Source organism: Massilia phyllosphaerae (assembly GCF_034659755.1).
GTDB lineage: Bacteria > Pseudomonadota > Gammaproteobacteria > Burkholderiales > Burkholderiaceae_D > Telluria > Telluria phyllosphaerae.
In genome coordinates this window covers 1,086,835-1,101,447 of record NZ_JAXSQX010000001.1, presented here as the reverse complement: position 1 = coordinate 1,101,447, position 14,613 = coordinate 1,086,835, and the positions used below count along the sequence as shown (strand labels likewise).

Here is a 14,613-nt window from a genome sequence, read left to right as displayed (position 1 = left end):
ACGCTTACGCGGCTGACACATACTTACATACTTCATAACGTCGACCGCGCCCGATAAGTCAGCAGCAAACTTCCCACACGCCGCGTTTTTTGTACTATCATAAGTTACATGAGACGAGACAGTAAGCTATCTTCGATCCTGCACCTCCTCCTGCACATGGCCCACAGCGCCAGGCCGCTGACGTCGGAGGAGCTTGCGGGTTTCCTGCACACCAATCCAGTGCTGGTGCGCCGCACGCTCGCCGGCCTGCGCGAGCGCGGCTACGTCGGCTCGGGCAAGGGGCATGGCGGCGGCTGGGTCGTGACGGCCGACCTGCGCCAGGTGACCCTGCGCGACATCTACGAAGCGGTCGGGTCGCCGGCCGTGTTTGCGATGGGCAACCGGGTCGAGAACCCGGAATGCTTGGTCGAGCAGGCCGTCAACCAGTCGCTTGCGAGCGCTTTCGAGGAAGCCGAAGCGCTGCTGATCGAACGGTTGTCGAACGTCACGCTCGCCGAACTTTCCGAGCGCTTCAATGCACAGTACGCCCAACACCGAGGAGGACACCATGAACAATAGATCCGGGAATGCGGAATTCGACGTCATCGTCGTCGGCGGCAGCTATGCCGGCCTGTCGGCGGCGCTGCAGCTGGCGCGTGCGCGCTGCCGCGTGCTGGTCATCGATGCCAACCGGCGCCGCAACCGCTACGCCCATCGCTCGCATGGTTTCCTTACCCAGGACGGCAGCGAAGCGGCGGCCATCGCGGCCGATGGCCGCGCCCAGCTGCAAGCCTATCCCACCGTCGCCTGGGCCAACGACACCGCCATCGCCGCCACCGCCGATGGCGAGGGTTTCCGCATCACGCTGGGCGACGGCGGCAGCGTGAGCGGCCAGCGCCTGGTCCTGGCCACTGGCGTGGTCGACACGCTGCCGTCGGTGGACGGGTTGCAGGAACGTTGGGGCAAGAGCGTTTTCCACTGCCCCTACTGCCATGGCTACGAGCTGGACGAAGGCGAGATCGGCGTGCTGGCGGTCGGCGAGCTATCAATGCATCACGCGCTGATGCTGCCGGACTGGGGCCGCGTCACCTTCCTGCTGAACGGCACGTTCGAGCCGGATGCGAACCAGCTGGCGGCCCTCGACCGGCGCGGCGTGAGCGTGGAAAGCACGCCGGTCGCGCGCATCGACGGCGCCGCCGACGTCGTGCTGGCAGACGGCCGGCGCCTGCCGATGGCGGGACTGTTCGTGGCGTCGCGCACGCACAGCGCCAGCCCCCTCGCTTTCCAGCTCGGCTGCGCGTTCGAGGATGGCCCGGTCGGCGCATTCGTGACCACGGATGCGCAACAGGCGACCAGCGTGCCCGGCGTGTTCTGCTGTGGCGACCTGGCGCGGGCCACAGGCAACGTGGCGTTCGCGGTCGCGGAGGGTGCCATGGCCGGCGTCGCGGCGCACAGGTCGCTGATTGCCGAGCTGCATCACGCGGCCTGACTGCTGCCCTGACCGTCAGCCTGCTGCGTCCAGACCAGGTTCCAGAGGTGACCATCGATGTCCTCGAAGCCCTGGTCGTACATGAAACCGTGGTCCTCGGGCGGATGCGGAATGCGGGCGCCAGCGGCGCTGGCCTTCGCGATCAGGCTGTCCACTTCCTCGCGGCTCTCGCAGCTCAGGCAGATGACGACCTCGTTGGCTTCCTTCGCCTGCACCAGCGGCTTGTCGATCAGGGACCGGAAAAACGGTTCGGTCGTCAGCATGGCATGGATGGTGCCGTCGACGATGTTCATGAATGCCGCGCTGTCGTTGCTGAATTGCGGATTGAAACTGAAACCGAGCGCGGAAAAGAAGGCTTTGGATTTTTCCAGGTCCTTGACCGGAAGATTGACGATGATCTGCTTGTTCATGATATCCCCATGTTGAACGTGGATTGAATGATGGCCCTGCATCCTGACGACGAACGATGGTTGCATGAATCGACAAGCTTGCGCAAAGAATCATGAGCAGCTACCAAGCGGCCAGCCGGCCCTATGCGTCGTTTGCCTGCGAAAAATGAAATAATCACGTCATCTGCCTTTACTTTCTCAACAATGACGCCTGCCCTGCCCTTCCACGGAGCCGCCCCATGACCACCGCCATGCAAAAAATCGGCCTGGTCCTGTTCCTCATCGCCCTGATCCATACCTTCTCGACGTACCTGTTCGAATACCTGGCCCACCGCCACCCGCGGCATGCCGGGCTGTTCCATCTGTTAGGCGAGGTCGAGGTCGTGTTCGGCTTCTGGGCCGCCATCCTGATGCTGTTCATGGCCTTCGTCGACGGCAGCGCCGCCGCCATCGATTACGCCGAGTCGCGCAGCTATACCGAGCCGCTGTTCGTGTTCGTGGTGATGGTGGTGGCCGCCTCGCGGCCGGTGCTGGAGACAGCGCGCGCATTGGTACGCCTGCTTGCACGCGCGGCGCCGGTCCGCAACGAAGTGGCGCAGGCCTGGCTCGGCCTGGCGCTGGTGCCGCTGGCCGGTTCGCTGATCACCGAGCCGGCCGCGATGACGCTGGCGGCGCTGATGCTGGCGCCCACCGTGTTCCGTCCGGGGATGCCCGAGTGGCTGAAGTACGGGGCACTGGGGGTGCTGTTCGTGAACGTGTCGATCGGCGGCACGCTCACCGCCTACGCCGCGCCGCCGGTGCTGATGGTGACCGGCCCCTGGGGCTGGGACAGCGCCCACATGCTGCGGCACTTCGGCTGGCGCGCGCTGGTGGCGGTGCTGTTCAACGCCAGCATCGTCACCCTGCTGCTGCGGCCGCATTTGCGCTCGTTCGATGCCTCGGTCGACGGCGAATCGCCGGTCAAGGTGCCACCGCTGGTGGCGCTGATCCACCTCGGCTTCCTGGCGGCGGTGGTGCTGCTGGCCCACCATCCGGTGCTGTTCGTCGGCCTGTTCCTGCTGTTCCTCGGTTTTACCCAGGCGTATGCGCGCTACCAGGACCCGCTGGTACTGAAGGAAGGTTTGCTGGTCGGCTTTTTCCTGGCCGGACTGGTGGTGCTGGGCGGGATGCAGCAATGGTGGCTGCAGCCGATCGTCTCCAGCCTCGGCGCCACCAAGCTGTTCTTCGGCGCGCTGGGCCTCACCGCGGTTACCGACAATGCCGCCCTGACCTATCTCGGGTCCCTGATTTCCGGCTTGTCAGAGCACGAACGCTACATGCTGGTGGCCGGCGCGGTGGGCGGCGGCGGGCTGACCGTGATCGCCAACGCGCCGAATCCGGCCGGTGCCGCGCTGCTGCGGCGCGGCTTCAACGAGGAGTCGATCGGGGCCGTCGGCCTGCTGCTGGGGGCGCTTCCCCCCACTTGTGCGGCGGCCGCGATGTTCCTGTTGTAAGGTAGGCATCGAAATCAACCACCGAGGACAGGCATGGACAACGATCTGTTGGTCAGCAAAATGGGCACCATCGAGCGCTGCTGCAAGCGTGCCCGCGACGAATACGAAAAGGACCCGACCACCTTTGTCGGCGACATCACGCGCCAGGATGCGGCCACGCTCAACGTGATCCGCGCCTGGGAAGCGGCGGTGGAAATGGGCGACTACGTGCTGGGCAGCCTCGACCTCGGCCCGGCCCAGGACGAGCGCGAGGTGATCACGCTGCTGGCCGAGCACGGCTGGATCGAGGCGGCGCTGGCCGAAGACCTGAAACGCACCGGCGAATTCTGCCGCGCCGAATGGGACTACCAGGCGGCGCCGCTGCCGGCACTGGTGGCCATCATCAAGCGCGGGCTGGACGAGTTCGATGCCTATGCGCGTGCGCTGATGACGGGGGCCACGGCGCTGGCGGCCCAGGGCGATCCAGGGACCGGGGATGGCAAGCCGGCCGGCGATCCGTCGATCTGAGCGGTCGATGCCGCTCAATTTATTTGTTCAACTGGTATGATGCGCGCTTTGATGGATTAGCTACGGATATCACAAGAACATGAGCCAACCGACCTCTCTGCCTTCCTTCTGGAGCAGGCTTTCCCTCGCCTTTGGCGCCCTTTTCAAGACCCTCGGCGACGCCGAATTCGCCGCGCGCGTGCGCGACGACCAGGTCGGCCCGGTCGCCGCACCGGCACCCGCTCCGGCCCCTGCACCCGCTCCAGTCCCTGCCGCCGCACCGGCACCGGCACCAGCGCCGGTCACGCTGCGCGTGGCCACGCCCGACGCCGCCATGCAGCTGCTGGCCCTGCTGCAGCGTGAAGCGCGCCTGATCGACTTTGCCAACGAAAACATCGCGGCCTATGCCGACGCCGACATCGGCGCCGCCGCGCGCGTCGTGCACGAAGGCTGCGCACGCGTGCTGCGCGAGCACTTCACGATCGAACCGGTGCGCAGCGAAAACGAAGGCGCGCGCGTCACGCTGCCGGAAGGCTTCGACGCCGCCAGCGTGCGCCTGACCGGCAACGTGGTCGGCAAGGCGCCGTTCACCGGCGTGCTGAACCACCGCGGCTGGCGCGTCGCGGACGTGCGCCTGCCGCAGCTGGCCGAACAGCACGATGCCCGCATCCTGGCCCCGGCGGAGGTGGAACTGTGAACGACTCAGTGAATAACATGTCGAATGCTCGCTATGCCATCGGCATCGACCTCGGCACCACCCACAGCGCCCTGTCCTGGGTCGACCTGCAGGCCAGCGACGGCGAAAAGGCCGACCAGGGCGTGCTGGCGGTCCCACAGCTGAGCGGCCCCGGCACCGTCGAGGCGCTGCCGCTGCTGCCTTCCTTCATGTACCTGCCGCACCCGGACGAACTGGCGCCGGGCGAGCTGGCCCTGCCCTGGACCGACGGCATGGCCGCGCCGGTGGTCGGCGAGATGGCACGTTCGCGCGGCGCCGGCACCCCGATCCGCCTGGTGTCCTCGGCCAAGAGCTGGCTGAGCCACCCGAGCGTGGACCGCCGCGCCGCCATCCTGCCGACCGACGCGCCGGAAGAAGTCGAGCGCGTCTCGCCATTGACGGCCTCCACGCGCTACCTCGAGCACCTGAAGCAGGCCTGGAACGCAGCGTACCCGTACGCGCCGTTCGAGCAGCAGGCCGTCACCGTGACGATTCCGGCGTCGTTCGACCCGGCCGCGCGCGAACTCACCGCCGAAGCGGCGCGCAACGCCGGCTACGGCAGCCCGACCCTGCTGGAAGAGCCGCAAGCGGCCCTGTACAGCTGGATCCAGGGCAGCGGCGGCGCCTGGCGCAAGCAAGTGAAAGCCGGCGACATCGTGCTGGTGGTCGACGTCGGCGGCGGCACCAGCGACTTTTCGCTGATCGCGATCCTGGAACGCGACGGCAACCTGGAACCACACCGCGTTGCGGTCGGCGACCACATCCTGCTGGGTGGCGACAACATGGACCTGGCCCTGGCCCACCTGGTCGCGCGCAAGCTGCAGGCGAATGGCACCCAGCTCGACGCCTGGCAGATGCGCGCCCTCACCTACGCCTGCCGCGGCGCCAAGGAACACCTGCTGGCCGACGCCAACGCGGCCGCCTGGCCGATCGTGGTGCCGAGCCGCGGCTCGAAACTCATCGGCGGCTCGATCCGCACCGAGCTGACGCGCGACGAAGTCACCGCCTTCATCACCGACGGCTTCTTCCCGCGCGTGGAAGCCAGCGCGCGTCCGGCCGTGCGCACCCGCGCCGGCCTGACCCAGATCGGCCTGCCCTACGCGCAGGATGCGGCGGTCACGCGCCACCTGGCCGCCTTCCTGGCGCGCCAGGCCGGCGCCACCGCCGAGCTGCAGGGCTTCCATGGCCAGGTCGATCCGGAGCACACCTTCCTGCACCCGAGCGCGGTGCTGTTCAACGGCGGCGTGTTCAAGTCCGACATCCTGGCGCAGCGCGTGATGGACACCATCAACGACTGGCTGTACATGGAAGGCGCGCCAGCCGCGCGCATGCTGGAAGGCGCCGACCTCGACCTGGCCGTGGCGCGCGGCGCCGCCTACTACAACTATGCGCGCCGTGGCGGCGGCGTGCGCATCCGCGGCGGCACGGCGCGCTCCTACTACGTCGGCGTGGAATCGTCGATGCCGGCCATCCCCGGCATGGAACCGCCGATCACGGCCCTGTGCGTGGCGCCGTTCGGCATGGAAGAAGGCAGCGAGCTGGAACTGCCGGGCCAGGAATTCGGCCTGGTGGTGGGCGAGCCGGTCGCGTTCCGCTTCTTCGGCTCGACCACCCGGCGCCAGGACCGCAGCGGTGACGTGCTCGAGTTCTGGGGTCCGGACGAGCTGCAGGAACTGAACGAAATCCACGCCGACCTGCCTGCCGAAGGCCGCACGCCGGGCGACGTGGTCCAGGTCAAGCTGCATGCGCTGGCCACCGAGTCCGGCACGCTGGAACTGGTCGCGGTCTCGCGCGAGGGCCAGCGCTGGAAGGTGGAGTTCGACGTCCGCAACGCGCCTGACGCCCAGTAACCCAGAGTGGACGCCTCCACTTATCTCGTCGGCATCGACCTCGGCACCACCAACACGGTGCTGGCATATGCCGCCCCGGGTGCCACCGAGGTCGAGACCTTCGCGGTCGACCAGTTGGTGGCGCCCGGCGAAGTGGCCGCCGCGCCGCTGCTACCCTCGGTACGCTACCACCCGGCCGAGGGCGAACTCGCGGCCGGCGAGCTGCAGCTGTCGTGGCAGCCGGCCGACCCGGCCGGCATCCGCGATGCCGTGGTTGGCCGCCTGGCGCGCATATTGGGCGCCCAGACGCCCGGTCGGTTAGTTGCGTCTGCCAAGAGCTGGCTGTCCCACCCGGGGGTCGACCGCACGGCGCCCATCCTGCCCTGGGGCGCGCCCGACGAGGTCCCGAAGATTTCGCCGCTGGCCGCCAGCGCCGGCTACCTGTCTTACCTGCGCGCGGCCTGGAATGCGCGCTTCCCCGCTCACCCGCTGCAGGACCAGCGCATCGTCCTGACGATTCCCGCTTCCTTCGACGAAGGCGCGCGCGCGCTGACGCTGGAAGCCGCCAGGCTGGCCGGCCTGCCCACCCTGCGCCTGCTGGAAGAACCGCAAGCGGCGCTGTACGACTGTCTCCATCGCCACCGGGCAGCGCTGAATCAAGAACTGGCCGGATCGCGCCTGGTGCTGGTGGCCGACGTCGGCGGCGGTACCACCGACTTCAGCCTGGTCAAGGTCGAGCTGATCGACGGCGAACCGGCGCTCACCCGCATTGGCGTCGGCAACCACCTGATCCTGGGTGGCGACAACATGGACCTGGCCCTGGCCCACCTGGCCGAATCACGTTTAACCGAGTCGCGGCTCGGCGGCGCCGACGGCCAGCGCCTGTCCAGCGTACGCCTGGCGCAATTGACGGAGCGCTGCCGCGCCGCCAAGGAGCAGTTGCTGGCGGATGACCCGAATGCGCCCGAGCAGGTCGGCGTCACCCTGCTCGGCGCCGGTTCGCGCCTGATCGGCGCCAGCCGCACGGCCCAGCTGACGCGCGCGGACGTGCAAGCCATCGTGCTGGACGGCTTCTTCCCAATGAACCCCGAACAGGAGTCCGCCCAGCGCGCGCGTGCCGGCATCGTCGAGTTCGGCCTGCCCTATGCCAGCGATCCGGCCGTCACGCGCCACCTGGCCGGCTTCCTGCGCCAGCACGCGCACGCCGCGCGCGAGGCACTGGGCCTGCCTGCCGACGATACGGCGCTGCCGGTGCCGCTGCCGGTGCCAGATACGCTGTTGCTCAACGGCGGCGTGTTCCGCGGCGCAGCCCTGGCGCGGCGCCTGGCCGAGGTGCTCGCAAGCTGGCGCGGCGCGCCGGTGCGCGTGCTGCACAACCTCGACCCGGACGTGGCCGTGGCACGCGGCGCCGTCGCCTATTCGCTGGCGCGCCAAGGCGCCGCACCGGCCATCGAGAGCGGTTCGGCACGCACGTATTACCTGCTGCTGGACGACAAGCCCCATGACGACAAACTGCGCGCGGTCTGCATCCTGCCGCGCGGCGCCGCCGCCGGCAGCGAGGTGCTGCTGTCGGAACGCAGCTTCGCGCTGCGCCTGGGGCGGCCGGTGCGCTTCCACCTGGTGTCGTCAGTGAGCGCCGCGGCACAGGCCGGCGACCTGGTCGATCTCGATCCACCCGAGGTGGTGCGCCTGCCGGCGATTGCCACCGTGCTGCGCGCGCGCGACAAGGCCGTGCGCGGCGGCTCGGGGACGAGTGCCGCAGCGACCGAGATTCCGGTGCAGCTGGCCGCCTCGCTGTCCGAGGTCGGCACGCTCGACATGCATTGCGTGGCCGAAGACGGCAGCGGCCAGCGCTGGCGGCTGGAGTTCCAGCTGCGCGCGCAGGACGACGCCGATCCGCCCGAAGGCGCGGACGACGCTGCCCTGCCGCCGCGCCTGGACGATGCCCTAAGCCACGTCGACCGCATCTTCGGCAGCCGCAACCAGCAGGTCGACGCGCGCGAAGTGCGCCAGCTGCGCGCCACGCTCGAACACCTGCTGGGCAGCCGCGAGCGCTGGGAGACGCCGCTGCTGCGGCGCCTGTTCGACGCGCTGATGGAGCGCGCCAAGGGCCGGCGCCGATCGCCCGAACACGAACGCGTCTGGCTCAACCTGGCCGGCTGGTGCCTGCGCCCCGGCTTCGGCCATCCGCTCGACGCCTGGCGCATCGAGCAGCTGTGGGCACTGTTCCCGGCCGGCGTCCAGTATTACAAGGATAGTCAAGTGCGCGCCGAATGGTGGACGCTGTGGCGGCGCGTGGCCGGCGGCCTCTCGACCGAAGCGCAATTGCGCCTGCTCGACGACTTCGCCTTCAACCTGCAGGCCGAGCCAAGCGAACGGGCCAAACGCCCGGTCACGCTGGTCGACGGCAGCGAAGACGACATGCTGCGCCTGGGCGCCTCGCTGGAACGCATTCCGTCCGCCTACAAGGCCGAGATCGGCGACTGGATGCTGGGGCAAATCCTGGCGATCCCGCCGGCCCCGAAACCCGACCCGAAAGCCGCCGCCACCTACGCGCGCTACCTGTGGGCGCTGGCCCGCGTCGGCACGCGCCAGTCGCTGCACGGCAGCGCGCACGAAGTGGCGCCGCCGGACGCCGCCGCACGCTGGCTGGGCGAACTCCTGAAACTGGACTGGAAACGCATCGAACCGGCCGGCTTTGCCGCCGCCCACATCGCGCGCAAGACCGGCGACCGCTCGCGCGATATAGATGAACCGCTGCGCGAGCAGGTGCTGCAGAAGCTGGGCGCCGGCGGCGCACCGGCCAACTGGAGCGCGATGGTGCGCGAGGTGGTGGAACTCGACCAGGCCAGCGCCACGCGCATGTTCGGCGATGCGCTGCCGCCGGGTTTGAAGCTGCTGCGCTGACTACGACCGGAATGACACCATGCTGAAGAAAACCGCCGTCCTGGCCCTGCTCCTGGCCTTGTCTCTGCAGGCGACGGCACAGTCCGAGAACGTCAAGGCATACAACCTCGGCGTCGACGCCTACCGCGCCAAGAATTACACCGAAGCCCGCCAGCAGTGGAGCCATGCGGTCGCGCAAGGCGTGCCCGAGGCTTACAACAATCTCGGTTTCTTGCTGTTCCAGGGATTGGGCGGCGATGCGGATGCGGTCCGCGCGGTTGCGCTCTGGCGCGACGCCGCAACGATGGGCGAAGCGGAATCGCAATGGCACCTGGCCTCCGCCTATGAGGACGGCAAAGGCACGGTGCACAACAAGATCGAAGCCTATGCCTGGTAACGCTGCGCGCAGGCTGCATATCGTGCCCAGGCGACCATCGACCACGACGATGCCACGATCACGCGTGACATCGACGCATCGGTAGCGCGCTTGCGGGAGGCGATCCCGGAAGCCCGGCGCAAGCTTGCCGAAGACCTTGCCGTGATCTACATCACCTTGTACGCGACCGCCGGCACTAGCCCTTGACCACCCAGTCCACGAATTCCTGCGCCAGTCCCGGCGGATTCGCTGCCTGCGTCTGCGTCGCGATCTGCTCGTAGTACTCCAGCTCGTGCACGATGATGGGCACGGGATGTCCGAACCGCTCCTCGATGGTCCCGGACGCATGCAAGGCCTGGGCAATCCGTACGCAAGCGTCGACAAAATACGCCGTGATCCTGTCGGCGACCAGCATGCAGCGTTCGAAGTCGCCCGCTTCCTCTTCATCCGAATACCAAAGGCCCTCGGCCTTGAGGGCGCGCTCCAATAGCTCCCTGCCTTCGGTCCCGGGTTCGCCGATGAAGGCCAGTTCGTTTTGCAGCCAGAACGCAAAATTCCACTTCGCCTCGGCCGCATCGGACGCAGCCGGCGCTGTGGATGCCGCCGCCTGCGCACGCGTGTTATAGCCGAGCTGGAACCAGGGATAGCGCGGATCGCCGTCGACATCGTCCACGAAGAAGGACAGCGCATAGATATCCGGCACGGCCGCGGCATCGATGCGCGCCAGGGCATTGCTGATCTCGGTGCAAGCAAACTTTTCGAAATCGTTCATGGGATTTGATTGCCCTGCCAGTGCAGTATTGACATAAGGAAAATCAATATTAACAACAGCTTAGGCTCGGACAAAGTGATTTGTGGTTTATTCGACCGCGCCATCACAAATTGTGGGCTTAACCCTTGCGCTGTGGCAACTATATCTGTAATCATGCAGTCAGGCAACAATTACGCCAGCAATCATTGCCGTATCCAGGACGGCACCGCTCTGTTTGCCCCCCCCTGACGATGAACACATTCACTACGGAGCGCCGCGTGATCCGCCAACGCCCCTTGCACTTCTATTACCCACTGTTCATGGCACTGGCCGCCGCCTGCGCCATCGTGCCGCTGGCCGGCTGGCAGTGGCACGGCTGGCTGATCGCTGCCGTGTTGTTGGCGGCAGGCGCCGCCGCAGCCGTGTTCGCGCCGGCCGCCGGTGCCGCCGCTGCCTCGCCAGACGACTACCTGGCCAGCCGCCGGTACTTCGGCGAGCAGGTGGCCACGGTCTGGGCTTCGCATATCGACGCGTCGCGCACCCAGATGGAAACCGCGGTAGTGGCGCTGGTCGGGCGCTTCTCCAGCATCGTCATGAAGCTCGAGCAGGCGCTGGCCGCGTCCGGCGCGGCGCGCAGCCATGAAGGCGGCAGCATCGTCGAGGTGTCCGCCGCCAGCGAGAAGGAACTGCGTTCGCTGCTCGACATGCTGGCCGGCGCCGCCGCCAGCAAGCAGCAGATGCTGCACAAGATCGAAGGCCTGCAGGAGATCACGGTCCAGCTGCAGAAGATGGCGGCCGACGTCGCCAGCATCGCCTGGCAGACCAACCTGCTGGCGCTGAACGCCGCGATCGAGGCGGCGCGCGCCGGCGAGGCGGGACGCGGCTTTGCCGTCGTCGCGGGCGAAGTGCGCATGCTGTCCAACCGCTCCGCCGACATCGGCAAGCAGATTGCCCAGCAGGTCGGCCAGATCAGCACCGCGATCGGCGCCACCTCGCAGGCGGCCGGCGAATCCAGCCGCGAGGAACAGCGCGCCGCGCAGGCGTCCGAAGCCGTGATCGGCAAGGTGCTGTCCTCGTTCCGCGGCATCACCGATGCGCTGGTCCAGTCGTCCGACCTGCTGCAGCGCGAAAGCAGCGGCATCCAGGCCGAAGTGTCGGACGCGCTGATGCAGCTGCAGTTCCAGGACCGCGTCAGCCAGATCCTGTCGCACGTCCAGCAGAACATCGCGCGCCTGCCGTCCTACCTCGACGAACACGCGCAGCACACCGGCGCGGCGCTGCCGCCGCTCGACCCACGCGGGCTGCTGGCCGAACTGGAAAGCACCTACGCGATGGCCGAAGAACGCACGCTGCACGGGCGCGACACCCTGCCGCAGCCGCAAAAACAGCAGCACCAGCAGGCTGAAGAACTCACCTTTTTCTAGGAACAAGCATGGCAAAAACCATTATGGTGGTGGACGATTCGATCTCGATCCGCCAGGTCGTCGGCATCGCACTCAAGCAGGCCGGCTATGACGTCTTCGAAGCCAGCGACGGCAAGGACGCGCTGGCCAAGCTGACCGGCCAGAAGGTCAACCTGATCATCAGCGACGTCAACATGCCGAACATGGACGGCATCAGCTTCGTGCGCGAACTGAAGACCCGCCCCGCCTACAAGTTCACGCCGGTGCTGATGCTCACCACCGAATCGCAGGAAGACAAGAAGGAACAGGGCAAGGCCGCCGGCGCACGCGCCTGGATGGTCAAGCCGTTCAAGCCCGAAGCGCTGCTGGCCGCCGTCCAGAAACTGACCATGGCCTGAACGGCCGCTTCCGCATTCTGCCGCCGGCGCAGGCCGGCTTTCCCGGAGAACTCATGAGTATTGGCGAACCAGGCCAAGGGACCGCCGCATGCCTGGCGGTCGAAGGCGAGCTGACGATCTATCGCGCCGCGGAGCTCAAGCCCGTGCTGCTGGATGCCGTGCGCACGGCTGATGCGCCGGCGCTCGACCTGTCCGCCGTCACCGAATTCGACAGCGCCGGCCTGCAGCTGCTGCTGGTGGCGCGCCGCGAAGCGCAGCGCCTGGGCAAGCCGCTGCAGGTCGCCGGCGCCAGTCCCGCCGTGCGCGAGGTATTCGCGCTGCTCGACATCGACTTCGAAGGAGCAGCGGCATGAATCTCGACCAGGTGATGCACACCTTCATCGCCGAGAGCCGCGAGCTGCTCGAGCAGATGGAGGACGCGCTGCTGGCCATCGGCCGCGATGGCGCAGACGCGGATAACGAGGACGGGATCAATGCGATCTTCCGCGCCGCCCATACGATCAAGGGCTCGGCCGGCATGTTCGGCCTCGACCCGCTGGTCGATTTCACCCATGTCGCCGAGAGTGTGCTGGACAAGGTGCGCGACGGCGCCGTCGCCGTCGGCGACGACCTGGTGACGCTGCTGCTGGCCTGCTGCGACCATATCGCTACCCTGGTCGACGCGGTGGAAGCCGGCACGCTCGACGGCGACACCCGCCTCGGCGCCGCCGGCGCACCGCTGGTCGCGGCGCTGCAGGCTTACCTGGACGGTCCGCAGGCTCAGGCGCCGGCAGCGGCTGCCGCTATGGGCGCCGCTGTGGCCGAGACAGCGCCGGCTGCCCTGCAGCAATGGAAGATCTCGCTGCGCTTCGGCGCCGACACCATGCGCAACGGCATGGACCCGCTCTCCTTCATCCGCTATCTGGGCCAGCTGGGCAGCATCACCGGCATCGCCACGCTGGACGAGCGCCTGCCCGCCGCCGACGAATTCGATCCGGAATCCTGCTACCTCGGCTTCGAGATCGGCTTTGCCAGCAGCGCAGACCTGGCCACGATCGACGGCGTGTTCGACTTCGTGCGCGACGACTGCGAGATCGCCATCGCGGCGCAGGCCGCACCCGAAGCTCCCGCCCCCGCCCTCGCCCCTGCCCCTGCCTTGGCTCCCGCGCCAGTGCCGGTACCGCCGGCAGCCGCACCGGTCGCCGACAGTGCCACCGAGAGTACCAACGCCGCCCCCGCGCGCCAGAGCCAGAAACAGGAAAAGCGCTCGGTGCGCGTCGACGCCGACAAGCTCGACCGCCTGATCGACCTGGTCGGCGAATTGATCATCGCCGGCGCCAGCGCCAACCTGGTGGCGCGCCGCACCCAGATCGCCGATCTGCTCGAGTGCACCTCGACCCTGTCCGGCCTGGTCGAAGAAGTGCGCGACAGCGCGCTGCAGCTGCGCATGGTCAAGATCGGCGCCACCTTCAACCGCTTCCAGCGCGTGGTGCACGACGTCTCGCGCGAACTGGGCAAGGACATCCGCCTGCAGGTGAATGGCGAGGACGCGGAGCTGGACAAGACCGTCGTCGAAAAGATCGGCGACCCGCTGACCCACCTGGTGCGCAACGCGATGGACCACGGCATCGAGCCTGCCGACGTACGTGTGGCGCGCGGAAAACCGGCGCACGGCACGGTGGCGCTGAACGCCTACCACGAGTCCGGCAGCATCGTGATCGAAGTGTCCGACGATGGCGGCGGCTTGAAACGCGAACGCATCCTGGCCAAGGCGCTCGAGCGCGGCCTGGCCGAACCGGGCCGCGGCTACAGCGACAAGGAGATCTTCGGCATGATCTTCGAACCCGGCTTCTCGACCGCCGAGCAGGTGACCAACCTGTCCGGCCGCGGGGTCGGCATGGACGTCGTCAAGCGCAACATCCTGGCGCTGCGCGGCAGCGTCGACATCGCCAGCAGCGAAGGCGCCGGCACTACAGTCACCGTGCGCCTACCGCTGACGCTGGCCATCATCAACGGCTTCCAGGTCGGGGTCGGCAAGTCGGTGTTCGTGATCCCGATGGAGATGGTCGAGGAATGCATCGAGTTCCGCGAGCTCGAGGGAGGAGCGCCCGGCCATGACTATGTCGACCTGCGCGGCAGCCCGCTGCCCTTCGTGCGCCTGCGCGAACGCTTCCGCATCGGCGGCGCACCGGCGCGCCGGCGCAGCATCGTGGTGGTGCGCTACGGCAGCACCCGGGCCGGCCTGGTCGTCGACAGCCTGCTGGGCGAGTTCCAGACCGTGATCAAGCCGCTCGGCAAGGTGTTTGCCGGCGCGCGCTTCCTGTCCGGTTCTTCGATCCTCGGCAACGGCGACGTCGCGCTGATCCTCGACATGGCAGCGCTGCTGCACGACGTCGAGAACGAACACCAACTATCAACATTCAACACTATCTGACCTGGA

14 protein-coding genes are annotated in these 14,613 nt (G+C 67.8%); 12 read left to right on the top strand and 2 right to left on the bottom strand.

Features of this window, described 5'->3' with window-relative positions:
* Positions 1-108: 108 nt before the first annotated feature.
* Positions 109-558, top strand: coding sequence for an Rrf2 family transcriptional regulator (locus U1H99_RS04855; RefSeq protein ID WP_323140609.1), 450 nt, complete (start codon positions 109-111; stop codon positions 556-558).
* Entirely contained in the window at positions 548-1,468 is a 921-nt protein-coding gene (locus tag U1H99_RS04850) for an NAD(P)/FAD-dependent oxidoreductase (RefSeq protein ID WP_323140608.1), read from the top strand. The genes U1H99_RS04855 and U1H99_RS04850 overlap by 11 nt, the downstream gene beginning before the upstream one ends.
* On the opposite strand, the gene U1H99_RS04845 is transcribed toward U1H99_RS04850, so the two are convergent.
* A complete protein-coding gene (locus U1H99_RS04845) occupies positions 1,456-1,878 on the bottom strand; it encodes a VOC family protein (protein WP_323141214.1) in 423 nt (140 codons plus the stop codon). The genes U1H99_RS04850 and U1H99_RS04845 overlap by 13 nt on opposite strands.
* Positions 1,879-2,096: 218 nt before the next feature.
* Between U1H99_RS04845 and U1H99_RS04840 the strand changes: the two genes are divergently transcribed.
* The 6 genes from U1H99_RS04840 to U1H99_RS04815 all read left to right on the top strand — a co-directional run bounded on the left by U1H99_RS04840 (position 2,097) and on the right by U1H99_RS04815 (position 9,663).
* Positions 2,097-3,350: a putative Na+/H+ antiporter gene (locus U1H99_RS04840; protein WP_323140607.1), complete on the top strand. Its 1,254-nt coding sequence runs from the start codon at positions 2,097-2,099 to the stop codon at positions 3,348-3,350.
* A gap of 33 nt (positions 3,351-3,383) precedes the next feature.
* Entirely contained in the window at positions 3,384-3,857 is a 474-nt protein-coding gene (gene hepT, locus U1H99_RS04835; RefSeq protein ID WP_323140606.1) for a type VII toxin-antitoxin system HepT family RNase toxin, read from the top strand.
* A 79-nt stretch (positions 3,858-3,936) separates the two neighbouring features.
* Positions 3,937-4,533, top strand: coding sequence for a DUF2760 domain-containing protein (locus tag U1H99_RS04830; protein WP_323140605.1), 597 nt, complete (start codon positions 3,937-3,939; stop codon positions 4,531-4,533).
* 17 nt (positions 4,534-4,550) lie between these two features.
* Complete coding sequence (locus U1H99_RS04825; RefSeq protein ID WP_323140604.1) at positions 4,551-6,401, top strand: Hsp70 family protein; 1,851 nt, start codon at positions 4,551-4,553, stop codon at positions 6,399-6,401.
* A gap of 6 nt (positions 6,402-6,407) precedes the next feature.
* Positions 6,408-9,287, top strand: coding sequence for an Hsp70 family protein (locus tag U1H99_RS04820; RefSeq protein ID WP_323140603.1), 2,880 nt, complete (start codon positions 6,408-6,410; stop codon positions 9,285-9,287).
* A gap of 19 nt (positions 9,288-9,306) precedes the next feature.
* Positions 9,307-9,663, top strand: a complete 357-nt coding sequence (locus U1H99_RS04815) for a tetratricopeptide repeat protein (protein WP_323140602.1) — start codon at positions 9,307-9,309, stop codon at positions 9,661-9,663.
* Between the two features lie 175 nt (positions 9,664-9,838).
* Here U1H99_RS04815 and U1H99_RS04810 read toward each other — a convergent pair whose 3' ends face one another.
* Complete coding sequence (locus tag U1H99_RS04810) at positions 9,839-10,414, bottom strand: hypothetical protein (RefSeq protein WP_323140601.1); 576 nt, start codon at positions 10,412-10,414, stop codon at positions 9,839-9,841.
* A gap of 257 nt (positions 10,415-10,671) precedes the next feature.
* Here U1H99_RS04810 and U1H99_RS04805 point away from each other — a divergent pair, with 257 nt between their 5' ends.
* From U1H99_RS04805 to U1H99_RS04790, 4 genes are read left to right on the top strand one after another with little or no spacing between them, the layout of a single operon-like run.
* On the top strand, positions 10,672-11,817 hold the full coding sequence (locus tag U1H99_RS04805; protein WP_323140600.1) for a methyl-accepting chemotaxis protein: 1,146 nt from the start codon (positions 10,672-10,674) through the stop codon (positions 11,815-11,817).
* An 8-nt stretch (positions 11,818-11,825) separates the two neighbouring features.
* Complete coding sequence (locus tag U1H99_RS04800; protein WP_141832729.1) at positions 11,826-12,194, top strand: response regulator; 369 nt, start codon at positions 11,826-11,828, stop codon at positions 12,192-12,194.
* 53 nt (positions 12,195-12,247) lie between these two features.
* Positions 12,248-12,547, top strand: a complete 300-nt coding sequence (locus tag U1H99_RS04795; protein WP_323140599.1) for an STAS domain-containing protein — start codon at positions 12,248-12,250, stop codon at positions 12,545-12,547.
* Positions 12,544-14,607 (top strand): chemotaxis protein CheA, encoded by a 2,064-nt coding sequence (locus U1H99_RS04790; RefSeq protein WP_323140598.1) that lies wholly within the window; start codon positions 12,544-12,546, stop codon positions 14,605-14,607. The genes U1H99_RS04795 and U1H99_RS04790 overlap by 4 nt, the downstream gene beginning before the upstream one ends.
* Positions 14,608-14,613 lie beyond the last annotated feature (6 nt).

Coding starts and splice junctions, on each gene's coding strand:
- U1H99_RS04795 (WP_323140599.1), top strand. CDS start 12,248: ATGAGTATTGGCGAACCAGGCCAAGGGACCGCCGCATGCCTGGCGGTC.
- U1H99_RS04815 (WP_323140602.1), top strand. CDS start 9,307: ATGCTGAAGAAAACCGCCGTCCTGGCCCTGCTCCTGGCCTTGTCTCTG.
- hepT (WP_323140606.1), top strand. CDS start 3,384: ATGGACAACGATCTGTTGGTCAGCAAAATGGGCACCATCGAGCGCTGC.
- U1H99_RS04825 (WP_323140604.1), top strand. CDS start 4,551: ATGTCGAATGCTCGCTATGCCATCGGCATCGACCTCGGCACCACCCAC.
- U1H99_RS04840 (WP_323140607.1), top strand. CDS start 2,097: ATGACCACCGCCATGCAAAAAATCGGCCTGGTCCTGTTCCTCATCGCC.
- U1H99_RS04810 (WP_323140601.1), bottom strand. CDS start 10,414: ATGAACGATTTCGAAAAGTTTGCTTGCACCGAGATCAGCAATGCCCTG.
- U1H99_RS04830 (WP_323140605.1), top strand. CDS start 3,937: ATGAGCCAACCGACCTCTCTGCCTTCCTTCTGGAGCAGGCTTTCCCTC.
- U1H99_RS04855 (WP_323140609.1), top strand. CDS start 109: ATGAGACGAGACAGTAAGCTATCTTCGATCCTGCACCTCCTCCTGCAC.
- U1H99_RS04800 (WP_141832729.1), top strand. CDS start 11,826: ATGGCAAAAACCATTATGGTGGTGGACGATTCGATCTCGATCCGCCAG.
- U1H99_RS04850 (WP_323140608.1), top strand. CDS start 548: ATGAACAATAGATCCGGGAATGCGGAATTCGACGTCATCGTCGTCGGC.
- U1H99_RS04790 (WP_323140598.1), top strand. CDS start 12,544: ATGAATCTCGACCAGGTGATGCACACCTTCATCGCCGAGAGCCGCGAG.
- U1H99_RS04845 (WP_323141214.1), bottom strand. CDS start 1,878: ATGAACAAGCAGATCATCGTCAATCTTCCGGTCAAGGACCTGGAAAAA.